Annotated in this window: 18 protein-coding genes; 15 read left to right on the plus strand and 3 right to left on the minus strand. The window is 45.9% G+C overall.

What is annotated here, in order from left to right:
- The first annotated feature begins 138 nt into the window (after window positions 1–138).
- Window positions 139–2,376, plus strand: coding sequence for an EAL domain-containing protein (locus tag NH568_RS19720; protein WP_253050138.1), 2,238 nt, complete (start codon window positions 139–141; stop codon window positions 2,374–2,376).
- 97 nt (window positions 2,377–2,473) lie between these two features.
- Window positions 2,474–3,700: a GAF domain-containing sensor histidine kinase gene (locus tag NH568_RS24260; RefSeq protein ID WP_253050140.1), complete on the plus strand. Its 1,227-nt coding sequence runs from the start codon at window positions 2,474–2,476 to the stop codon at window positions 3,698–3,700.
- A 22-nt stretch (window positions 3,701–3,722) separates the two neighbouring features.
- Here NH568_RS24260 and NH568_RS19730 read toward each other — a convergent pair whose 3' ends face one another.
- Entirely contained in the window at window positions 3,723–4,397 is a 675-nt protein-coding gene (locus NH568_RS19730) for a hypothetical protein (RefSeq protein WP_253050142.1), read from the minus strand.
- 468 nt (window positions 4,398–4,865) lie between these two features.
- Between NH568_RS19730 and NH568_RS19735 the strand changes: the two genes are divergently transcribed.
- From NH568_RS19735 to NH568_RS19770, 8 genes are all read left to right on the plus strand, one after another.
- Window positions 4,866–5,075, plus strand: coding sequence for a cold-shock protein (locus tag NH568_RS19735; protein ID WP_010380108.1), 210 nt, complete (start codon window positions 4,866–4,868; stop codon window positions 5,073–5,075).
- A gap of 133 nt (window positions 5,076–5,208) precedes the next feature.
- A complete protein-coding gene (locus NH568_RS19740) occupies window positions 5,209–5,712 on the plus strand; it encodes a DUF4240 domain-containing protein (RefSeq protein ID WP_253050144.1) in 504 nt (167 codons plus the stop codon).
- 586 nt (window positions 5,713–6,298) lie between these two features.
- Window positions 6,299–9,130, plus strand: coding sequence for a M4 family metallopeptidase (locus NH568_RS19745; protein WP_253050146.1), 2,832 nt, complete (start codon window positions 6,299–6,301; stop codon window positions 9,128–9,130).
- Between the two features lie 90 nt (window positions 9,131–9,220).
- Window positions 9,221–11,170: a Hint domain-containing protein gene (locus NH568_RS19750; RefSeq protein ID WP_253050148.1), complete on the plus strand. Its 1,950-nt coding sequence runs from the start codon at window positions 9,221–9,223 to the stop codon at window positions 11,168–11,170.
- A 52-nt stretch (window positions 11,171–11,222) separates the two neighbouring features.
- Window positions 11,223–12,470 carry a hypothetical protein gene (locus NH568_RS19755; protein ID WP_253050150.1) on the plus strand — a complete coding sequence of 416 codons (1,248 nt, stop codon included), beginning with the start codon at window positions 11,223–11,225 and terminating at the stop codon, window positions 12,468–12,470.
- Between the two features lie 9 nt (window positions 12,471–12,479).
- Window positions 12,480–13,349 carry a GEVED domain-containing protein gene (locus tag NH568_RS19760; protein ID WP_253050152.1) on the plus strand — a complete coding sequence of 290 codons (870 nt, stop codon included), beginning with the start codon at window positions 12,480–12,482 and terminating at the stop codon, window positions 13,347–13,349.
- Window positions 13,350–13,359: 10 nt separating this feature from the next.
- A complete protein-coding gene (locus NH568_RS19765; protein ID WP_253050154.1) occupies window positions 13,360–14,838 on the plus strand; it encodes an internalin in 1,479 nt (492 codons plus the stop codon).
- Window positions 14,839–15,080: 242 nt separating this feature from the next.
- A complete protein-coding gene (locus NH568_RS19770) occupies window positions 15,081–15,719 on the plus strand; it encodes a PKD domain-containing protein (protein ID WP_253050156.1) in 639 nt (212 codons plus the stop codon).
- Between the two features lie 601 nt (window positions 15,720–16,320).
- Here the strand turns inward: NH568_RS19770 and nfi are convergent.
- Complete coding sequence (nfi, locus tag NH568_RS19775; protein ID WP_253050158.1) at window positions 16,321–16,989, minus strand: deoxyribonuclease V; 669 nt, start codon at window positions 16,987–16,989, stop codon at window positions 16,321–16,323.
- A gap of 249 nt (window positions 16,990–17,238) precedes the next feature.
- Here nfi and NH568_RS19780 point away from each other — a divergent pair, with 249 nt between their 5' ends.
- Together NH568_RS19780 and NH568_RS19785 are read left to right on the plus strand one after the other, a co-directional pair.
- A complete protein-coding gene (locus NH568_RS19780; protein WP_253050160.1) occupies window positions 17,239–17,751 on the plus strand; it encodes a hypothetical protein in 513 nt (170 codons plus the stop codon).
- 145 nt (window positions 17,752–17,896) lie between these two features.
- The gene (locus tag NH568_RS19785) at window positions 17,897–18,730 is read left to right on the plus strand and encodes an ADP-ribosylglycohydrolase family protein (RefSeq protein WP_253050162.1); all 834 of its coding nucleotides are present in this window, start codon (window positions 17,897–17,899) and stop codon (window positions 18,728–18,730) included.
- Between the two features lie 310 nt (window positions 18,731–19,040).
- On the opposite strand, the gene NH568_RS19790 is transcribed toward NH568_RS19785, so the two are convergent.
- The gene (locus NH568_RS19790) at window positions 19,041–19,760 is read right to left on the minus strand and encodes a transporter substrate-binding domain-containing protein (protein WP_253050164.1); all 720 of its coding nucleotides are present in this window, start codon (window positions 19,758–19,760) and stop codon (window positions 19,041–19,043) included.
- 241 nt (window positions 19,761–20,001) lie between these two features.
- Here NH568_RS19790 and NH568_RS19795 point away from each other — a divergent pair, with 241 nt between their 5' ends.
- The 3 genes from NH568_RS19795 to prpC all read left to right on the plus strand — a co-directional run bounded on the left by NH568_RS19795 (window position 20,002) and on the right by prpC (window position 22,793).
- Window positions 20,002–20,673 carry a GntR family transcriptional regulator gene (locus NH568_RS19795; protein ID WP_046007265.1) on the plus strand — a complete coding sequence of 224 codons (672 nt, stop codon included), beginning with the start codon at window positions 20,002–20,004 and terminating at the stop codon, window positions 20,671–20,673.
- A 31-nt stretch (window positions 20,674–20,704) separates the two neighbouring features.
- Window positions 20,705–21,583 (plus strand): methylisocitrate lyase, encoded by an 879-nt coding sequence (prpB, locus tag NH568_RS19800; RefSeq protein WP_253050264.1) that lies wholly within the window; start codon window positions 20,705–20,707, stop codon window positions 21,581–21,583.
- Window positions 21,584–21,671: 88 nt separating this feature from the next.
- Window positions 21,672–22,793 (plus strand): 2-methylcitrate synthase, encoded by a 1,122-nt coding sequence (gene prpC / locus NH568_RS19805; RefSeq protein WP_046007264.1) that lies wholly within the window; start codon window positions 21,672–21,674, stop codon window positions 22,791–22,793.
- Window positions 22,794–22,853 lie beyond the last annotated feature (60 nt).

Genomic DNA, 22,853 nt, shown 5'->3' on the forward strand with positions numbered 1-22,853 from the left:
CACACCCAGTGAAAATGTTCTCCACAACCTTAAACCCTTTCATTAACAAAGGCTTCAAAAGTACTCTTAAGCATTACCAAAGTGACGAGATTGCGACTAAGCTTGACAGGTGCGACATAAAAAAAGATCGGAGCCTGAGTGAAACCCGCTGCGTTGCAATCAATAGTTTGTCTGTGTTTCTCTGCCATGGGGTGGCAGGCAAGCGCAGCAACTCCAACATCCGCTATTTTATTGGCCAACCCAATGGTGTTTGCGCTGGTCATAGGGGGCGTGTTTGCTTTGATGGCGGGGTTGGTGGTGTGGGGGTTAAATCGCCAACGGGGAGTTATCAGCAGTAGTGAACACCATGAGGCCCATCATTTTTATCTGGAGGCATTTCAGGCGAACCCGGGATATCAGTTTGTGTTTAGCTCGGATGCGAGCTTAGTCAGTATGAGTGATGGCTTAACTAATGCGCTGAATAAAACCCATAAAGCATTATTTGCTTACAACCTCCACGAATTGCTTGAACCAGATAGCTGGGCAAGGCTCGCAGCGTGGCTGGAACAGCCAAAAAATGGCCAGGTGGTTAAATTGACGCTGGTTAGCGCCCAGAGCGAACGTGTTACGGGGTTGTTTGAGTTGCAGAGCTCTGAGCAACGTAACCTTCATCTGGCTCGCTATTTACATCTTTCTCCTCATCTTGGTCAGGCTGACACAGACAGCGAGCTGTTAGCCGTGACACTGAGCTCCATAGGCGACGGCGTAATATGCTGTGATGTAGATAGCCGAGTGATTTTTATGAATCCGGTCGCCGAGGCCGTCTTAGCTTTGCTGACCGAAGAAGTCAAAGGGTTGCCTATCACCGAGGTCATGCCACTTTATCACGAGGGCAGTGACAGGCTTATTGAAGATCAGATGGCCGTTTGCATGCGCAACCAGCAAACGATCAGCTTGCCGGATTCTACCTGTTTTCGAAATCATCTCGGGCTGGAGTTTGCGATTGATGATTCCTGCTCTCCGGTCTACAACAACGCAGGTAAAGTGATTGGGGCCGTGATGATTTTCCAGGATGTGACTGAATCGCGGGCGCTTAAACGTAAAATGAATCACCTGGCTCACCATGATGCATTGACCGGTTTGCCGAATCGACTATTGCTGCAAGACAGGCTGATTCAGGCCTGTAAACGTGCATTACGCAACCGTCATCAGTTTGCCGTTGTGTTTATGGACCTCAATAAGTTTAAAAAAATTAACGATTCATTAGGGCACGACTTTGGTGATCTGCTCCTGAAGCAGATCGCACACCGGTTGACCGATGCTATCAGGGCATGTGATACGGTGTCTCGTATGGGGGGCGATGAGTTCGTACTGTTGCTTGATGCCATTGAAGATAAACGGCACGTTGGCAGTGTTATCAAAAAAGTGCTCGATAAAGTGTGTGGCCAATACGAGATCAAAGGCGTTGAAGTGCGGGCAACTTTGAGTGCTGGTGTGGCTTTATACCCTGATGACGGTGACAACGCCGAAGTGTTAATGAAACATGCAGACAGCGCCATGTATCGGGCGAAGAAATCTGGCAAAGGTGGTATGCAGTTTTACTGCTCACAACTGGATGACGAAGCCGAACAAAACCAGGCTCTGGAGCAGGCCATTTTGGAGGCGATATCTCAGGATAAGTTTGTGCCTCATTTTCAGCCCGTTGTGAGTGCCGCGGATGGCCGGGTTGTTCAGTTGGAGATGTTAGCACGTTGGCACAAAGAAGGTGTATTAGTCGAAGCGAATCATTTTATCGGTGAGATAGCAGATCTGGGCGCCTTGATGACTTTACAGATCAGGCTTTGGGAGCAGGCGCTGAGCTGTTTTGTGAAATGGCAGGCTCTGTACCCCAAGCTCAGGTTAAGCATCAACCTTGCAGTAAAAACACTACAGCACGATGACGCATTGCAAACGCTTAAACGCTGCATATCCTCACATGGCTTACTGCCTCAGCATATAGAAATTGAGATTGCTGAAAAGCAATTGTCGTTGCTTGGAGCAGAACTTAGCTCGGTGGTTAGCACATGGCGTCAGGCAGGGTTTACTCTGGCAATTGACGACTTTGACGCTTGCCATACCAGCATTAGAGAACTTCATGCATTTCACTTTGATGTCCTTAAACTGGACCCCGAGCTAACAAAGGGACTGATCACAGGTGAGGCTTCGGGCGTGGTGAGTTCGATACTGACCCTGGCCAACAATCTCGGTGTTATTTGCTGCGCAGAAGGAGTAGAAACCTCTGAACAAGCCAGATTACTCACCGAGATGGGTTGCCCTCTGCTGCAGGGTTATCATTTGGGTGAGCCGCTCAGCGCAGAGGATGTTGCTGCGCACCTGGCACTGAAAAGTACTTCTTAGGCTCCAAATACGCACTTAAATTGGTGTGTTCAGGCTATACTCAAAGGACAAGTCAGAGGGGCATGCGGCCAGAAAAGGGCTTGTCAGGAGCAGGCGCGTGAACACCAACACTTTATCAGACGAACTGGTTGTACAATGGAATGAGTTATTAACTCGTGTGGCTGAGCTACTGGAGGTGCCTGTTGCATTGATCATGAAACTCAACGGTCCCCACCTGAGTGTTTTCAATAAGAGCCTCAACAGTAAAAACCCTTACGAGATTGGTGATAGTGAGTGTTGGGATCAGTCTGGGCTCTATTGTGAAACAGTGATAAAGACACAACATGAGTTGTTTGTTCCCAACGCCCTTAAAGATGCTGACTGGGCTCATAATCCGGATATCAAACTGGGTATGATAGCTTACCTGGGCTTGCCAATTAAGAATGTTGATGACTCAGTTTTTGGTACCGTGTGTGTACTCGATGACAAAGAAAATACCTTTGATGGCAAAACCAGAGCTATGCTCAGCTCACTGAAACATTTGTTTGAACTGCAATTGAGAATGCTGGCGGAGCAAAAGGAGCACGATCATAAAGAGGCATTTAAAGAGCAGACATTAATGACCATGGGGCTGGCTCATGAACTCAATACGCCATTGGGCGTGAGTGTGACATCTGCATCTATGCTGGTCGAGTCGGCCAGTCGGCTTTTGCAAGAATTAGAGGATGGACCAGAGTCTATGGATGAAGTCCGTAAACAGGCTGACTGCATTGGTCAGGCTGCGGCCTTGCTGGCACGCAACCTTTATCAGATTGACGATAAAATTGACCGACTTAAACAGTCTATTGTGCAGTGCCACAATGGGGTTTCGACAGTATGTCGTATTACAGACGTTTTTAATTCACTGGCAGATGTATGGGCACCTTCGTTAGCAGAGAAAGAAATCACGCTTCAAATCGACATCGATCCAAGCGCAGACGTATTATTACACCTCAAGCCAGCCAGTTTAATTGAAGCGCTCAACCATCTGATTACCAACGCAATTGAACATGCATTTGATGGCGTTGAGGAACCAACGGTCAGAATTGGCGCCAAGGTTAAAAATCAGGAGCTCAAGCTCAAAGTGAGTGACAATGGTGCGGGTGTAAATCTGATTCACCCGGAAGATATTTTTGCTCCATTTTATTCAACTAAAAAACAGGTTGCAGGGTCTGGGTTAGGCCTGGCACATGTTAAGCGTATAGCTTTGAATGATCTGGCGGGTACTGTGTACGTCAGTTGTTATCAAGATGGCTTGAGCATAGTACTGCGATTTCCTGTGTCCGGGCCAATCGCGCAACCGTAAGCTGACAGTCAAAGAGGCTTTGTTACAGACCTTTTTGTGCCTTGACGGTTGCAATAGCCAATGACAGTTGTGCAGCCATTGAAGCATGTTTTTTATGCAGGACATGATAGGCTTTTGAACTGAATAAATGATGTACATTCAAATGAGCGAGTGAGTCGGGTAGCGGCCACTGAGTTGATACCACAAAAACAGCGTAGTCAAAGCGGTGCAGGTTTAGCAGCTCAGGCAGTTTGCCTAAATTGTTAATCTGATAGAACTGATTTCTTTGCGCTTGCGGGTACTTGGTGAGTAGCACACGCTTGGATTGGTCGGTAGCGACTATGGTACTTGGTGTTGCTACTAACACAGAGTTGTCGCAAGGCACATTTGCGACGCATAAGAGCACAAAGTCAACTTCCGTTAACGCGGGACCGACAGAGATAACATCTTTGAATGGGGCGAATATCTCCTGTGCCAGAATGACGTCGCCATCGGTATGCTCAGCCGTAATTTCGTGCAGCACACGGTGCGCGGGCATGGCAATAAAGTTGGCTTTAATGCCTGCCTGAGCATACGCAGCCTGAATTAATGGCAAGGCCTGGTCTCGGACACTAGGGTGTTGCAGGTAGGATATTGTTAATGGTGTAGCACAAATTGGTGCACTGATAGCGCACAACACAATAACTCTGGTTATTAGCAGAAACATTTCTTTGAGCATAAAAAGCGCCTTAGTGAACCTGCGCAGGATTATACCCAGTTTAGTTGCAAAGCGTAGTCTCCAAAGGTGTTATATCCGGTTAAATTAACCACAATTTGCCCTCGATCATAATCCTGTTAAATAGGTAAAATAAAAAAGGTACACCCTTGTCTCCTCTGCCTTTAAAGCGACTTGTTTGTGTCATCAAGAATTAACAAATATGATTAAAAATTAGTTGACTTAGAGGGGCAGCCCGATAAGATGAACGTAGACAGAATTTGGGTCAGTGTTTATAAATCTCCATTACGTTGTTGTATAAGTTTTTGCTTGTAGTAGTACCGTCCTGAAGTTTTATCACCGGCAAAATTTAGGTCTATGCGCCCACATGGGCATAGGTTTGCCAGTTTTTTGTATAGAAGGATCCTTTGCAACAGGGCAGAGGTTAGCTTTTAGGGATTGGCATCATTTTAATATTCAGGATTTACTATTATGTCTAATACTTTAACAGGTACCGTAAAGTGGTTTAACGAATCAAAAGGTTTTGGTTTCATCGCTCAGGAAAATGGCCCAGATGTATTCGCACACTTCAGTGCAATTAAAGGTGACGGTTTCCGTACCCTTGCTGAAGGAGAGCGTGTTGAGTTTAAACTGACTCAAGGCCAGAAAGGTCCTCAGGCTGAAGAAATCGTTAAGCTTTAATTAAAAGCTTAATACCCTGAGAGAAAAAGCAGGCTAAGGCTTGCTTTTTTTGTGCCTGTGATCCACTTAGCATACCTTTCAAAGAACAGGCTGTGATAAGATCGCATCATGAATTCCTGATGTGTTTTATTCCATGGATCTGACCCAATTCTGGCAGCTCATTGCCATCGACAACCAAACTAAAGATAAAGCGGCGCAACTAAAAACCAGGCTGGAAACACTGTCTGATACAGACATTGCCGATTTTGACACTCATTACAGCAAGCAACTCAGACGCTTATGGCACTGGGATATTTGGGGGGCAGCCTATGTGACCTGCGGCTGCAACAGTGAATATGACTTTCTGGATTTCTGCAACTGGCTACTAACCCAGGGCGAAGCCGTGGTAGAACAAGTGCTGACTCAGCCAGATACCCTGGCAAGCATTGAAGACATGCCCCTGCGCGACAACCTGCCTTACCCTTACTGCGACGAACTGGACCTGACAGCAGGCTTGCTCTACGAGCAAAAAACGGAGCTGGAGCTGCCCTATCACAACACGGTGAATTATGCGCCACAGGGCAAACAGTTTAAAAATAAACCCAAAGTGTTAAAGCAAACCTACCCACAGTTGTTTGCCAAGTACTGGCAGGGGTGAGCTCCGCCAGTACCATCGAGGGTCTGACTGTGCCTTCTTCGTTTTCAGTGATACGCCACGGAGTGTAAGCTACAAAATGCAGGTACAAACAGTCTATTCCTTGTGTTTAGATATCGAGGGGTAACAAGGCGTATGCCCAAATTAGACTTTGTACACCACAGACATATTTCTGTTCGGTGCCTGAGTACTGCAAATGCTAACAGTTCTCTTATGAAAACCCTAGTGTATGTTTCTTAGCCATTTGAAATATCTACTAACTTATTAATCCTTTGAGCCTTATTATTAAAATAACGGCAGCAATCTCCATCGAGTCGGTAAAATACTGTTTTAAATAGTGCTTTAGCATTGTTTTTATTTGCGACAACTGAGCGTGTTCAAAGTGCGGAAGTGAACATGAAATTTTAACAGGTTGTTTGTTTTTTGTTTCATTGTGGGTGTTTGTACATTACGCTTTTATGACGTAACGCGTTAGGCTTGAATATTCAATCAGAAGTCGCAATGGCTCATGATGTTAGCGATGCGCCAGTTTCAAGCTTAAAAGGAAACAGTCTAATTTGTAAACAGTATGTATTCAGGGAGAGAGTGAATGCCTAACAATAATGCCTCTTTGGTGGCTTTTCTATGTTGTTTCAGTGGTTTTAGTTACGCTGAGACACAGTGGGTCGACACACACGCATTGTTGAACCAACAACATTTGTGGCATGAAGTTGAACATGAGCTGCACAAGCAGGCTCGAGTCTTGTCTACTTCAATAAATGCGGACAAAGCGACAACTGGGTTGAGCTATCAACGGATAAAAACGACAGGAAGTACCAAACGCTTTGAGCACTATCAGGTTTTTTATCGCAACATACCGGTGATTGGCGCTCGGTTTGTGCTCGTCAAAGACGATACTGATAAAATCGTGCAGGGTCTGGGGGTGACCTTGAGAGCACAAGAGGTAACGAGTGCCACTGATGGGCGTTACTTCCACATGTCCTTGACTGATATCGAACAGCGGCTGGCGGAAGGAACCGGCATAACTTCCGGGACGAAATTAAAACATCTCAATCGCGCGTATTTGACTTGGCAAGGCCGTCTAATAGGCGTTTTTCAGGTCATCGCCACTTCGAAAGAGGGCATACGCACACTCACCATCGATGCGGACACGCTGAGTGTACTTAAATCTGAGCAAGGGGTCGTTCACGTTTCCAGTGATGAGCAAGACGTTGAACAGCTTTCTATCGACGAACAATACGTTGCTGCTGGAGGCATAGGCGGTAACGAGAAAATGGGGGCAATTTGTTATTCTCCACAGCCTTCGACAATGGAGGCTTGCCTCAGATATCAATATGATGAAACGACCGGCGCTTCAACTGAGTTGCTATTCAATGATATCAGCGACACGGATCGCCCGCTCATTTTTGCTGAATTTGATGGCTACCCTTTTATTGTCAGAAAAGAGGGTGGACGCTGTTTTTTAGAAAATCCTTATGTGCAGACGATTGACTACTATTCGCATCATACTAATTCTTTTATGTACAGTTGTGATGGATATTACGAATATTTTAATGGTGCCGATGTCGATACAGATTACTATAACTTTTTTAGCTATAGCTCACTAAATGATGCTCATTTTTACGGTGGGCTCACCATGCAATTTTTTCACAGACAACTGAATGAACTGTTTCCAAATCAAGCGTCCGATTGCTCCATTGATGGTTACTGTCTCCAAACACTAAGACAAAGAGTAAGAAACAACACCTTGGGTATGAACCAAGCTTACTGGGACGGTACCCATGTGAATTACGGTACCGGATACTATGGCTATAGCCATTATTCGCTTACTACATCAAGTGTAGTTGCTTACGAGGCGGCGTATGCATTGACACACTGGAACAGTCAGCTGAATAGCCAAGGGGAAGCTGGTGCTTTTTCTCAAGCATTTGCTGATATTGCGAGCCTTGCCGTGCTAGATTACTTGCAGCACGGAGTATCGGGTAGCTTTAGCACTTCAGAACCATTTCTAACACAAACTTTGGATAGTACAGGGCGCCCGCAAGCGGATAAAAAGTGGTGGCTTGGCTGGGATGTAAGAGTCCAAGATGTCGGAGAGCGTTACTTTTCGCTGCCTTCACTTGATGGTAGTAGTATAGATCATTTGAGTGCGTATCGTGCCAATATGTCTCGATATGACGTGGGTGGTCTTTTCAGAAAAGCGTTTTATGAACTAGTAAAAACTTATGGTTGGACGGTGGAGGAAGCATTCAAACTATTCTTAAACGCCAACATTTCATGTTTGCCCGCCAACGCCAGTTTAGATGATGCAGCTACTTGCCTGATGTTGGTTGCTAACTCAAGCAATGTTGGCATGTTAGCAGAGGATGCACGGAAAAATGTAGATGGAGCGTTACATCTGGTGGGGCTGGTTGCACAAACGTCTGAAATTTCAAGCTTACCGGTTACTGCTATGCCGCAGTATGACGAGTTCAGATATTGGATTGATATACTACCTATAAGTGAAATAGAGCATATCGCTGTGGACTGGGGGGATGGGGCGACAGAACGTTGGGAGCGCAAAGCAGGTCATGCTATTTATCCTTTCTTACATAGGGTACACAATATTGCGCCAGACCAGCTTGTGCGTTTTAAGCTCAAAGTTGTAAAAAGCAATGGAGAGGAATTGCTTGCCTATAGGGATTATTATTCACATCCTTTAGGTGTGGTTTGTTCGCCGATGATAGGGAACGAAAAAACTGAGTTGTTGGATATCGTGACTATTAATCAACAGAGCTTGTCATTGAAGCCACAAAGCTACCAGGAGATTCTGGACCAGCCTCTGAATATGTACCTTGAGCAAGAGAACTCGATCGAGTTAGGTCCCAGGTCGGTAGGTCAAAAAGTGACTGTATTGATCGATACAAACCACAATGGTGCCTACGAAGAGCAAGAAGTTTATATAGAAGAATGGGCTAAGGGTAATGAACGTATTGTTTTGAATTTGCCTGATGGTGCCTTACCGGGTCAAATGATGATGCGGGTGTCTGTTGGAGATAGTTACAGACATATATATAGCTGCGGTGGTATTGATGAGGGGCAAATCTTTGATATAAAAGTCGACTTTTCAAATGCAGGCGAGTGGTCGCCTACTAATTTTAGCTTCGAAACTGACGGCAGCAACAAAGTTAAATTCCTCAACAGTTTTGTACAAAGCAAGACGCAACCTTCGGATGACTTTGAACTACCTGTACTAGCAAATGATTCAGCGTATTTTTCCGGTTCAAGTGACATACCCTATCATCCAAGTTTTCAGACTTGCTTTGAATTGGTATCTCAACAAAGTTCTCAGCGCTATACATATAGTGAATTATCGAACTTATTCGCCTGCCAAACAAAAAAAGCCACACCTCAAACCTATAACGTGCTCCATCCAACTTAATTGAATGAATTGCTGTAGGGTTTCGCCAGCATATCGCAGGTGGGACCTGAGCGTTTGCTCAAATTACTCTCCATATTAAGGGAATAAAATATGAAACCTCTGTACTTATCCATTGCACTTGCATTGGGGACGGTATCCGTAATGCCTGACACTTTTGCTGGCTCATCACAAGCAGCCAGTGATGCAGCTTACCAGCAAGACATGCAAATCAAAAATGATCGTTTAAAAGCGCGACTGGCACGACATGGACTGAGCAGAAAAAACCGGCCTCATTTGTTTTCGCTAATTGAACAAAGGTTGGATCACGACGAGTTGGAAACAGAAAATCCTCGCCTTAGCTCATTACAAAATTGCTTGAGCGGCAGACCTGAACTGTGCTCTTTTTTTAAACACATGGGGATTGACGTAGCAAACAATGCTAGTGGTGAGCCTTTTGTTTTGCTATCTGCGTTAAACAGTAAAACGGTTTCGACCGATTATACATTGATAGATCTGCATCTGACCAATGAGAAAGGCGAGCAGCTCACTCAACTGTCATACAATGAATACTTTGGCGACGGGCAGGAGGCAAAACGCAAATCCGTATACTCCTACGCGAAAGTACAAGATATTCTGTCTAAGCTTGCCGCTTCAGAGCGTATTTTTGCCGATGGCTGGGTAACCTCAATATATATGGGGGCCGACAATAAGCAAATTGTTGAAGACCGAAATATTGTAGTTGAGTATTCGAAGGATACTTTGCTGGCAAAGTTAGGCTACTCTATGCAGCTGAGATCAGGCGCATCTGGTGCTGAGGGCGCCTCACTACTTCCTTTAGCGGGGCGAGATGGTTTTAAAACAGCCATTAAAAAGCCCATTGATAACCGCTCTGAAGGCGGTGCGGATGCGCCTGATGGTAAGATCACTATTTGTCTCAATCGAAATTATGGCGATTGTGATTATGAAAATATATACCCAATAGGAACGCCCAATAGTCAGACCAAACTTAAGGTGCCGTTTCAAGGGAGTTTTAACGTGATGGGCAAAGTAACACGCATTTACCTGCCAAATTTTACAACACTGGAAGTTCAGGAGGAAAACGGCGTAATAACCATAGTCGAGAGCCCGGCAATGAATAAGCCTGCTTTCATGAATCACGGAACTAATATCTTTATTCAGACGAAGGAAGGTGGCGGGGCTGTGGCAATTGGTGATTCTGATTATCAGGATATCAGCGACCTCTTCGCAAAGAAATTAAACTTGCGCTACGACAAGTGGAAGGGGATGGATCGGACAATCATATCTTGGGATATCCCGCAAGATGAGGGGGTGTTTGGAGACGCCACATTATTTGGCAGGTACCAGGATACCCACTGGATAATGCACTTTGCGCTTGATCATGTTATACGTCCAGGCAGACCCCCACTAACGGCTTCTTTTGTCATTGGCTCCACAGACATGAACAGTGGCTGGGGTGAAACAGACCACCCTCAGATGCAAATTGTATATAGTTGCCTGGCTGAAGGCACCTTAATCACTTTACCAAATGGTAAGCAACTTCCCATCGAGCAACTTGAAGTGGGAGATCAAGTGCTCGGTGCCAGCGAGTTTTCACCTGATCATCACTTAGCTCTGACGATAGAAGATATTTCTGTAGGGGTTGAAACCATTCCCATGGTCCAGCTGAAAACCAAGTCTGGTAAAACGCTGCTCTTAACAGAATCTCACCCTGTTGTCATGCAGTCTGGTAAGGCTGTGTGGGCTAGCAAAATTGAGCAAGGCGCAAAGATTTTGACTGAAGACGGGTTAGAGATGATCACTCAGATAGAGGAGATTGAGTTCACCGACAAGGTTTATAATCTTCGCCTGGGTCGTGGTAAAGGTGATCCCAATTATCAACAAGGTGAGTCTTTCAGTATGTTTGCCAATGGTTTGCAAGTAGGTGATTTGGCGATGCAAAGCGAGTATGAGTTCAGCAGTGAGGTGGAAACAACAGAAGATGTGCTTAATCGTTTGCCTCAGGCCTGGCATCAGGACTATCTGAACAGCCTGAAGCAGTAGTCATGGATTGACAAATACCAAGGCCCAATGGGCCTTTCATGGAGATATGATAATGAAAATACGTAATGTGGTTTCGATTATGTTGTTATTGGGAGCCGCCTTTCTGTTGGTAAAGGCACACGCTCACACTATAGCTGTCCATGAAGTAGAAGAACGAACTGCCATTGGTCAGAGTAATGACCTTGTGCCACTTGGCACGGCTTATCAGAGCAAAGGAAAGCAGTTTTTGGGGTTGCAATCTGTGCTTGGCAGGCAAGTTGATCACCTGGGTAACACGCATATAGATTTTAGAGTAGGTGTTGACCTGAGCTATCAGCAAGCACTTAAACTCGTCGATGGAAAGGTAGATGCAGGTTTCGAATTGCCTGCGGTTAGAGTGGATGCAGGCTCAAACTATGCTAAGAATATCAGTGCGGATAGGTACACAGGTACATATACTGTCTACTCCTCAATTAAGCCCAAATCAAGAATATTGATTCCAAACGATGACACAGGCTTTCAGCCTACAGTTGCCGCGAAGGAATTGGCAACGGCGTACCCCGGAAACAAGGCTCGCAATTTGGGGGACGGGTTTGTTCAGGGCTTTGCTTACGGCTCGAATGTTGTCATTAACATGAAAATTGAGTATCGAAATGAGACGGATAAGCGCACAATTGGCGGGTACCTTAGCGTTGACTGGATAGGTAAAGTTCAAGTCGATGGAGATCTGCAGAAAATCGCCGAAGATAAACGAAAATCAGTCAAAATTACGATAAGCGGTATTCAGAGTGGCGGAGACCCAAACAAGTTATTGCAAGTAATACCTAATGGTATTATGCACTGCACACTGCTCAACCCCGAGCCTTGCTTTAATTTGTTTCAAGCAGCAGTACACTACCTGAAAACGGACTACATCAATCAGTTTAATTCACTGGATGATTACAATATCAGCGACGCTTATACAGCCAGATATTTAGATTCTGGTGCCGGCCTTCAACAACTCATCCCTGATAGTGGATATATGCCTGCTAACTATCTGACTCAACTCATTATCAAAGAGCTGACGGCTCGCTGGGTAGATGAGCTGCAGGTGTATCGCCGTGCAAAAAACCTGCAACGTTACTACGCTGCGCAATTTTCCGCAGAGCAATTGCTGCTGTTACAGGATATTGAAACTAAAAGCCGCGCTAACGCTAACTTGTATGCTGATCTAGTGGATTATTGTGAACGCAACCCGGAAGGCAGTCACTGTATTCAGTACGAGGCCGATAATCTCGTGTATTTACGTGATTATAGTGCCATCAGTGACGTACTAAGATAAGGATATCTCATGAATATACTCAGATTTTTGTTAGTCTTGCTGGTACTGGACATGGCTTTTGGTGGTCCGGCAGTTGCCTCGATATCAGAGCAAAATAATGGAACACATCAGCAAGCCAGATACAGTGAACTAGGAGATTTACTTACAGTTGAACAGGCACAAGGCCGGTTTGCGTGGCTGAGCAAGTGTTTTGACGGGCTGCTGGTTGAACTGTGGGAGCAGATGTATGAATCGACCGATATAGTCCAAAAAGAGGAAAAGCTTCGCCAGCTAAAAGAGCTATGGCTCTCTGGCGCCGCTTTAGCTGCTGGCAAAGCGCAATACGTGACGTTTGCGAACACTGATTTTACGAACCCCTATCAGTGGTATGCAGGCACCAGTGCAGATGAAGCCTGCTCTATAATGCCTCCGGAGTATAAGCCCGTGGCGCTTAAGACCACGGTACTGCCGAGATCATACTGTGACAACCGCAGTTATGTGCATGAATGGGAATGGATCTCCGAAGTAACCGTGGATGATGTTACTCACCGGTCTGAAAAGCATGGATATAGCCAGATTTCGGGTAAAGTGTTTGGATTGCGCGCTAATCAGGTATCAAAAGTCACCATTAAACCTGGGCACGAAGAGCCTGAATTTCCATCTTATGTCGCAGCCAGAGTATGGTTGGACTGGGATCACAATGGTCAGTTTGAACCTTCGGAAATGGTTTACCGGTCTGCGTCAACAGGTGTGTTTGAATTTTCGCTAGATGTGCCGGCACAAGTGCCTGAAGGTTTAACACTGATGCGCGTTGCTATTGATGCCGGAGGAGGATCGGATAACGCGTGTACCCGTGTGCATTACGGTGAAGTTGAAGACTATCTGGTAACAATTCGTTAAGGAAGATGATATGAATCCAATTTACTCTACATTGCTGGCGATAACGCTGGCGGCAGTGAGTGGCTATTCACTGGGTGCAGATACTCAAATGACGAATAGTGCTTTGACAGGCTCCGTCATTTCAGGTCTCATAAATGATCACATCGAAGTGGGTACGGCATACGATAGCCAAAAAAAGCGTTTTTTAAACGTGCGGCCAGTCAGTGGTGTTGTCGATGAGAGTTTTGGTAATACTGAGCTGCAGTTCAAAACCGGCATCGACATGGGTTATGACGATATGCTGAGTATTCTCAATGGCAGTGTTGACACCAACGTGAACTTTCCCGTGGTGCGTGTCTCTGCGGGGGCTTCGCTTGCCAAAGAAATGGCATCCAGCACTTATTCAAGCTCTTACACATTTAGTGCGTCCAGCACGCCAAAGAAACGTTTGTTTTTGCCTGTGAACCAGAATACAGGATATACCCTGTCACAAGTTGGGCATAGTATTGCGAACAACTACCAGACTAAATTACAAACATTGGCAGGCGATGAGTTTGTCACTGGTATTGAGTATGGTGCAAACGTGCTGGTTAACTTAAAGATTGATTTCGGTAGTAACAAAGACAAGTCAGACATCGGCGGCTATCTGGATGTTGACTTGTATGGTGGTGTATTCAATGTAGGCGGGCAGCTCAGATATTTGCAGCATGACATAAAATCGTCGGTAAAAATAACGGTAAGAGCGGTACAACAAGGGGGCGACCCCAAACAACTGCTCACCGTCATACCTAACAATATCATTACCTGCTCTTTGGACAATCCACAGCCGTGTTTTGATATGTTCTATGAAGCGGTTAAATATGCAAAATCTGGGTTTACTAGCCAACTGACCTCACTCAGTGATTACAATGTCGTTCGCTATTATACAACTCGCTACGACAAATCATCACTGGCATTGCGCGCATTAGTGCCAGACTACCAGATAGTCAGAAATGCAACTAAATGGCTGATCACTGAGCTTGAGGACGACTTTAAGCAAGCCATTCTGGATGAGCAAAGAGCAACTAACTTACTCAACAGCTATTATGCTTATTTGCCTGAGGTACAGCGCCTGTCAGTGGAGCGTATCAAAGTACTTGCCTATGACAATGCCTGGTTTTCTTTCCATGCTGCCAAATATTGCCGGGATAACCCCTTCGGTTATGCCTGTGAAAACAAGGTGCAGGAAATGGAAAACGCCTGTGTTCAACGAGGCAAATCTTGCCCCGCCAACTACGATATAACGGATTTACAGCTACCGACTAGTGACGGCCAGGATTGGAAGCAGTGTGAGCTTGCCAGGCAAGAGGCTGTTCGCGCTGGCGTTGTTTCTGGAGAGGATAGTGTAAGGTATCGAAATATACGGTGGGCACCAACCTTCATAGACGTAAGTGCACCAGCGCGAGGGATCTTGAACTGGCGGTTGTGTGAGGCCGCTTTAAGCACCTATGGTGTTGCATATCAACAGTAGGACAAAAGCGTATGCCTGATTGCGGGCATACGCTTTATGGCGAAATGTTTGACTGACTCTGAACTCTTACCTAATACAAGTGAATACAATTACGCAGTTAAGCTAGTACTATTGGATGGACGAGTTAGCGTATTATATTTTATTTTTTAACGATTATGTTACAATGAGCGCCGTCATACACTGGCTTCATCAATGAAGCTTTGATGTTACGTATGGCTCAATATCACTATCAGGGAGTGACTATGTACAAAATAATGATTGGCCTTTTATTTTTAATAACGTCCACTGTATCGGCAAGCGATGCACAGTACTTTTGGCGGTTTGGTGATGGTTCGGTATCTCATGAGGCTGAGCCCGAACATGAATACGCACAACCGGGTATTTATACAGTGACCCGTGAAGTGTATCAGGACGGAAAGCTGGTGGAATCTTCCCAAAAACAGGTCGATCTCGTTTCTCCAAAAATTGTAGGGCTGGTTATTTTGCAACCTGATACCGTCGTACTAGGTCAGAATGTAGAGTTTCTGGCAAATCTCACATCCAGTGAGCCGCTAGACTTACATTATCAATGGTATGTTGCTGGTGAGCCGATAACATCGCAGGCGGATACTGGCAAGTTAACAACCCAGTTTGCTGAGCTGGGAAATGTTGAGTTATCAGTTGATGCAATGTGGCAGCAAACCACGGTTTCCAGTGCGAGCGTTCAGCTGCAAGTTGTAGAAACTGATAACAACAATGAAAAGCCCGGAAATGGCGATGGCAACAGCAATAAATCACCAGGTACTGATAACGGCAATACTCAGGGTGGCGACTCAGGTGGTAGTCTGAGTTTCTTGATTTTGTGTTTAGCGGGCGTATTTGTCAGTCGCAAACGTGGTTGATATGCCTTGTCTGAGTTCAGTGCTGAGAACGACCACTTATTAAACCAATAGCTATCCGTTTCAACGAGAGCTTGTATAAGAGTTTGAATAACTTCAACCTCTGGATAGGGCACTACAAGTGCTCTATCCATTTGAGTATCTTTTATTTAAGAACAGACTAATTTTATACCAATGTCACTTAATACCCGTTCAATTTGAAGGAGCAAATATGCCGCTAACGGTGTTAAAAATTTCGCTATTTAGAACAAATAAATAGCGAAATTTTTGCCTCGCCTACATAGATGTAGGTGCCTCAGCGATAGCAGGGCGCGAGATTGGTGTTATCGACGATATTTTCTCGCCTCAAAATAGAGCACTTCATTAAGCAAATTGGTATCACTTTGCGCATGTCAGTTATGGCACTGAACCAATGGTAAATCAGCTAAGTCACATCAATAAAATTGCTCATAAAGTAAGACCTGCGGTCGTCTCACAGGCCTTAATCGATAACTCAAGTCTTGTAACCCGGCACCATTGCAGGTCGCTCTGGCCAGTGGCATAGCTCGCTCCTTTCATGGCGTGTGGCTGCCTTTACCTGACCATGCCCTAATGCGCAGTAGCCTTATGCTTGCAGTGCTTTAAGCGCTCGGTTCACTTGTTGATCTGCCTGACGGGTTGTTTCTGGCAGGCGGTATTTTGGGGTAAGTTTGAGGATCCAGTCTTTTGCTGTGCTCAGACTAACTTTATGACCGACAGAGACGTACACTGGCTTAATGTGGTCCTGAGTCCGTAAAACTTCGCCTATTACTTGCTCATCATCTATCAGCGGCGCGCAGGCACCTCGAGTTTCAAGTGGCGTTTCATGCGTGCCTGTGAGTCGTGTTTTACCACACCCTATGGTTGGAATATCCAGTACGACACCTAGATGACAGGCCAGACCAAAGCGCCTTGGGTGAGCCAGGCCCTGACCATCACACACTATCATGTCTGGTTTGTGGGTGAGTCGTTCAAACGCGGACAGCAATGGCGGCAATTCCCTGAATGAGAACAAACCGGGAATGTATGGAAAACGCACACTTTCGGTGACCACCTGAGTTTCTATGATCTCCAGTGTATTGGCATCTAACACCACAATGGCACTAACCAGTTGGTTTGTCGCGTCGTCATAAGCCACATCAGTGCCTGCAATGGTGGTGATGGAGTCAAATTGGTCTTCAATGATAACCTGAGCCGCGAGTGTTTCCTGCAGTGTCCGAGCCTCTGCCTCAGAGTTGGGATGCTCTATTTGCATGTTAACGCCTTATTTTTTGTATTGCTCTGCAATTTTAACGTACCTTTACTCATTAATCATAGGGGGCTGTACCATAAATGGGCATACACGGTATGATGAAGGTTATTAAGAGAAGGTTGAGCCAATAGAAAGGGTAACTATTATTTAAGTGGCTGCTTTATATGGTTAATTTAGCTTTATGTATAGTGTGGTGACTACTATTTGCCCAAATAGTTAAAGGCGCAGGCTCCAGAGCGAGAGATTAAATGTATGCTTGATTCTAAGCAGTTGCAAATTATCTATTGGGTCATATTGGCATTCAGAGATTATTACGTTTCTGGCGAGTGCGAAGAAACCCCAATGGGCATGATGCAGGAGGGCATCGACGATTATCTTCTTGGATTTGATATTCAGGGGGGCCGATATCGAGTCGCAGATTTAAAGGAGGCATTGCTTTGTGCTTATCAGTCAGATATTGAACTGTGGTGGCGTTTTAATTGTTATAGTTTCCATGCGAAGCCTCCACTTCATGAAGCTCAAGAGGAAGATGAAGAAAGCTTGCAGCGTGCCTGTGTTTTTTCTGGGTTGAATATTTTGGATTGGGTAAGGAGTTTTTGGACCGTGAAAAGCTTGCTGAGTACAGGGACAAGTACCACCCAGAAATGCTTAAATTGTTGGTCAAGTGCTGTGTCTGGGATGTTTTATTTCCGGGAGAGAGCCTGCCCGGTTATACAGTCCCTACATCAGCAGATACATCGTCATTTGACTACACCGGCTAGATAGCGGGTCAGGTATTTGAAAGCCCGGGTATTGGCAGGTCTTGCTCTGATTAATTAGCTCAGAAAACAGGTTAAGTGGCTGACTGAACTAAAGTAGACAATTAGAACAGCAACTCATTAGGGCTGTTTAACATATTTAAGGAAGCCAGATGTTGGTTGAAATGGCAATTGCTGATGCATACGGTGCCGGGTTTGAGTTTGTTGCACAAGATATTATCCGGACACACAATGATCTTAGCGGCTACCGGGCACATGCATTATCTGGCGAGTTAGCCTGCTACACTGACGACACACAGATGTCTTTGGCATTGGCTGAGCTGATGCTAAGTGATAAACCCTGGGATAGTGAAACGATTGCCGCTGCCTTTTACTATACGTACCACAGGGATCCGGTTCATGGCTATGCCAAGCGATTGCAGCAGGCTTTTGCCGAGGCGCCTAATGCACAAGCGTTTGCCAGACTGGTTAAGAGCGATAGCTTTGGCAATGGCGCTATGATGCGTGTTCTGCCTTTGGGTTATCTGGTTGACGAGCAAAAAATTATGAGCAGAGCTGAGCAGCAGGCCCGAGTAACACACGACCACGATATTGCGGTTAACGCTGCCAGGTGTATTGCTCTGGCCACTCATGCGGGCTTATATAAAAAGGCAACTCTGAATACTTTGCCAGATTATCTTACTGATTTCGGTTGTGTGTTTGATGCTCACTGGGAAGGGCCTGTGCGCGCTATTTCAGAGGATACGCTGAGCGCGGTTTTGATGGTGCTGAGCCAGTCGCACAGTTTGAGTGACATACTCGAACTATCAGTAAACTTAGGCGGCGACACAGACAGTGTAGCGGCAATCAGTTGTGGTATAGCAAGTTGCTATGACGAGGTCGAAAAAGATCTGCCTCAGATATTAATTGCTCAGTTTGATCATCCCCATTACGGCCTGGAGTATTTGGCCAATATTGATTTACGTCTTGAAGACTTGAAGCGATGAGTTTAATGGAGTAGAAGAAAAATAACATCGCCTTTCTGGCTAATGGGTTGTATTGAGAGGGAACATAGTATAAGGCTGTTTCATTTTGAATCAGTTTCTCTTTTCTGAAGCGACACTTCCGTCACATACCAGCGCTGATGGGATTACAACATGACAAATCGATTTGTTCGACAGTATCCTACAAGGATATAGAGAACCCACATCAGGTGATCTGTCATTAGCATTATGGAATAAAACCTTGCTCTATCTTGTTATTATATCCAGCCAATTTTTAGCAGGCGGTGTTTAGCCCTATGAAATACAGTTTCTCCTACTCAAAAAGCGCCTTTCGATATAAGGGCGTATCAATCAGTTGCTGGTAGGCGATGCGAAGCCGAGCTACCAGCTCCGGATCCGTGGCTAAGCTGACAGCCAAATATCCCCTGATACTAAGCGGTTCAATATCCAGCACATAGCGAAAGTGGTTGTCTGGTAAATTCATTGCCTGCGCTATGGCGCTGATATAGCGTGGGTCGTCCACCACCAGATCGACTTTATTGGCCGCCAGTAAGTGGTAGGACTGTTGAATATCTGCGGTCTCTATGAATTCAAACCCCAGAGTCTGCAATACCTGGGCAGCCACGTCCTCTCTTTGTACGGCAAGCCGATATTGTTTAGCGTCCATCAGCGACTCGATGTGGATTTTCTGAGGAGGCTGATTCGTTACAAAGCCGAGGTTAAACAGCGCCACGGGGCCAATCCAGTGAAACAACGCTTCTCGCTGTGGGGTTTTTGCCATGCTGTAGATTAGGGTGTTGGGCTTATCTTTTGCAGTATTCAAAGCGCGCGCCCAGGGGTACATGTAAAAATCGCCCTCCAGTGCAGCCGTGTCCAGAATGGCTTTAACCAGCTCGGTGCTTACACCGTCAACCTGATCGTTGACCCAGGTTTGGTTGGGTGGGGATAACTCCGTGACTACGGTGAACTTAGCCCAGCAGTGAAAGCTACTCAGGAATAGGATTAGCGTCAGGGTAACGACTGTTTTTACCATCAAAAACATACCTTTTAATCTACATACGGATAAAAGTGTAGCAGGGTCAGGTTATCTTGCCCTTATTATTCAAGGTGTCAGATTCAAGATGTCAGCCAGTTTAGTGCTAATTAACCATAAATCTCGTGAATACCCTCTATATTGCAAATTGTCGACAATCCGGCTCGGATTAGGTTGACGTATACGTAAAGCAGCACTATATTGTCTACAACTTTTAACAAGACCGGAAGGCAAAGACATAATGAGCTTTATGCATGAAAGTGCCGTAACTGCTTCTGATAAAGCATTTTTCCGGCTTAGAAAAGAGATTGTTGAAGGTGATATTCCGGCTGGCTCTAAGTTAAGCGAAATGGAATTGTCGACAAAGTATGAGGTAAGCCGAGCGGTTGTTCGTGAGGCAATAAACCGCCTTGAGGCCTGTCATTTGGTTGAACGTCGTCCGAATGTGGGGGCCAGAGTGGTCTCGCTGAGCGAAGAAGGCCTGATGGAGTTGTATCAGGTGCGCGAAGCCCTCGAAGGCATGGCTGCACGTCTGGCAGCGCAACACATGCCAGATGAAGAAATTGCTAAACTCAATAGCCTGTTGAACGAGCAGTTCGACGAAGTCAAAGGCGGCGAATCTTATTATCAGGAAGCGGGCGACCTGGACTTTCATTACCGCATTATTGTCGGCAGTCAGAATCAGCAGCTTATTGCTATGTTGAGCAATGGTATTTATCACCTGGCGCGAATGTATCGTGTGCAACTCGGCATGGCCGGGCCACGCGTTACAACGGCCTACGACGAACACAAACACATAGTGCGTGCCATCGCAAATCGGGATGCCGAGTTGGCAGAAATGCTGATGCGCCGCCATATTCAATATTCTAAAAATAATATTGCCACCAAGTTAACCAAACAGCACCAGTCATAATCGGGGAGACACACTTATGAGTACAGGGATCATCAGCGCAGGTAAGAGATTTCGTGACGCGCTAAAAGCCAATCAGCCACTACAGATCGTGGGTACCATCAATGCCTACAGCGCCATTATGGCGAAAAAAATCGGTCACCAGGCTATCTATCTGTCTGGCGGCGGTGTTGCGAATGCCTCTTATGGTTTACCGGACTTGGGCATTACTTCTTTGAACGATGTAATTGCAGATGTTCAGCGTATTACGTCTGCCTGTGACTTGCCTCTGATGGTCGATATCGACACGGGCTGGGGCGGTGCATTTAACATTGCTAAAACTATCCAGGAAATGCAAAAAGCGGGTGCCGCTGCCGTGCATATGGAAGATCAGGTTGCGCAAAAGCGCTGTGGTCACCGTCCTAACAAAGAGATTGTATCGACAGACGAAATGGTTGACCGCATCAAAGCGGCTGTAGATGCGCGTACTGATCCAGACTTCTTCATTATGGCTCGTACCGACGCGTTCGCGCAGGAAGGTCTCAAAGCAGCTATTGAGCGTGCAAAAGCCTATGTTGCAGCCGGTGCAGACGGTATTTTCGCAGAAGCTGTGCAGACAGAAGAACATTATCGTGCATTTGCCGAAGCGCTGGATGTGCCTATTCTGGCGAATATCACCGAGTTCGGTAAAACAGAGCTGTGGAACAAAAAAGAGTTGGGTGAGTGGGGCGTCGATATGGTGCTTTACCCTCTGAGTGCATTCCGGGCAATGAACAAAGCCGCAGAAATGGTGTATCAATCAATTTTAGAAAACGGCGATCAGAAAGCCGTCATCGATAGCATGCAAACTCGTATGGACTTGTATGATTATCTTGGCTACCACGAGTATGAGCAAAAGCTCGACGCATTGTTTGCGCAAGGTAAGAACAAATAAACAGTTTAAAGGATAAAGATAAAGCCGCGTTCCTGCGGCTTTTATCACAATGAAATTAACCAGCAGGTAAAATTCAGGAGACAACAAAATGGCTAAAGTATTAAGCGGTGCAGGCCTTCGCGGTCAGGTTGCAGGTAAAACGGCACTTTCAACAGTCGGTGTATCGGGCTCAGGTCTGACTTATCGTGGATACGACGTAAAAGACCTGGCTGAACACTGTCAGTTTGAGGAAGTCGCATATCTGATCCTAAAAGGTAAATTGCCTAACCAGCAGGAGCTGGACAGCTACAAGGCACTGCTAAAATCTCAGCGCGGCCTGCCACAGGCACTAAAAGAGGTGTTGGAGCGCATTCCGGCCGATGCACACCCAATGGACGTATTACGCACCGGTTGTTCTATGCTGGGTAATCTCGAAGGTGAGCACGACTTTGAACAACAGCAGGCCATCACAGATCGTATGCTGGCGTGTTTCCCAAGCATCATCTGTTACTGGTATCGCTTTAGCCATGATGGTGTACGTGTTGATGTTGAAACCGATGACGATTCAATCGGCGCACACTTCCTGCACATGTTGCATGGTGAAAAGCCAAGCGAGTTGCATGAGCGTGTAATGCACGTTTCACTTATTCTGTATGCTGAGCATGAGTTTAACGCCTCTACCTTCACTGCACGTGTGTGTGCTTCTACGCTGTCTGACATGCATTCATGTATCACAGGTGCCATCGGCTCGCTGCGTGGTCCTCTGCACGGTGGTGCCAATGAAGCGGCCATGGAAATGATTGAGCGTTTTGAGTCGGCCGATCATGCTGAGCAGGAAATGATGGGCATGCTGGAGCGCAAAGAAAAGATCATGGGCTTTGGTCACGCAATCTACTCTGAGTCTGATCCGCGTAACGAAATCATCAAAGGCTGGTCTGAAAAGCTGGCTGCTGATGTGGGTGATACCGTACTTTATCCGGTTTCTGTGCGTTGCGAAGCGGTTATGTGGCGCGAGAAGAAGCTGTTCTGTAATGCAGATTTCTTCCACGCATCGGCTTATCACTTTATGAAGATCCCAACTAAGCTGTTCACGCCTATCTTCGTGATGTCGCGTTTGACTGGTTGGGCAGGTCACGTGATGGAGCAAAGAGCAGACAACCGTATCATCCGTCCGTCAGCGGAATATACAGGCGAGGAACTGCGTCCGGTTCCTGCTATGTCTGAGCGTTAATACCTGAACGTCCACAACGTCACTGTATGGCACAGATCACCGACAATAATGATAAAGATC

It is taken from the genome of Pseudoalteromonas sp. XMcav2-N, assembly GCF_024124545.1.
Taxonomy (GTDB): Bacteria; Pseudomonadota; Gammaproteobacteria; order Enterobacterales; family Alteromonadaceae; genus Pseudoalteromonas.

Coding starts and splice junctions, on each gene's coding strand:
- NH568_RS19730 (WP_253050142.1), bottom strand. CDS start 4,397: ATGCTCAAAGAAATGTTTCTGCTAATAACCAGAGTTATTGTGTTGTGC.
- NH568_RS19735 (WP_010380108.1), top strand. CDS start 4,866: ATGTCTAATACTTTAACAGGTACCGTAAAGTGGTTTAACGAATCAAAA.
- NH568_RS19740 (WP_253050144.1), top strand. CDS start 5,209: ATGGATCTGACCCAATTCTGGCAGCTCATTGCCATCGACAACCAAACT.
- NH568_RS19745 (WP_253050146.1), top strand. CDS start 6,299: ATGCCTAACAATAATGCCTCTTTGGTGGCTTTTCTATGTTGTTTCAGT.
- NH568_RS19750 (WP_253050148.1), top strand. CDS start 9,221: ATGAAACCTCTGTACTTATCCATTGCACTTGCATTGGGGACGGTATCC.
- NH568_RS19755 (WP_253050150.1), top strand. CDS start 11,223: ATGAAAATACGTAATGTGGTTTCGATTATGTTGTTATTGGGAGCCGCC.
- NH568_RS19760 (WP_253050152.1), top strand. CDS start 12,480: ATGAATATACTCAGATTTTTGTTAGTCTTGCTGGTACTGGACATGGCT.
- NH568_RS19765 (WP_253050154.1), top strand. CDS start 13,360: ATGAATCCAATTTACTCTACATTGCTGGCGATAACGCTGGCGGCAGTG.
- NH568_RS19770 (WP_253050156.1), top strand. CDS start 15,081: ATGTACAAAATAATGATTGGCCTTTTATTTTTAATAACGTCCACTGTA.
- nfi (WP_253050158.1), bottom strand. CDS start 16,989: ATGCAAATAGAGCATCCCAACTCTGAGGCAGAGGCTCGGACACTGCAG.
- NH568_RS19780 (WP_253050160.1), top strand. CDS start 17,239: ATGCTTGATTCTAAGCAGTTGCAAATTATCTATTGGGTCATATTGGCA.
- NH568_RS19785 (WP_253050162.1), top strand. CDS start 17,897: ATGTTGGTTGAAATGGCAATTGCTGATGCATACGGTGCCGGGTTTGAG.
- NH568_RS19790 (WP_253050164.1), bottom strand. CDS start 19,760: ATGGTAAAAACAGTCGTTACCCTGACGCTAATCCTATTCCTGAGTAGC.
- NH568_RS19795 (WP_046007265.1), top strand. CDS start 20,002: ATGAGCTTTATGCATGAAAGTGCCGTAACTGCTTCTGATAAAGCATTT.
- prpC (WP_046007264.1), top strand. CDS start 21,672: ATGGCTAAAGTATTAAGCGGTGCAGGCCTTCGCGGTCAGGTTGCAGGT.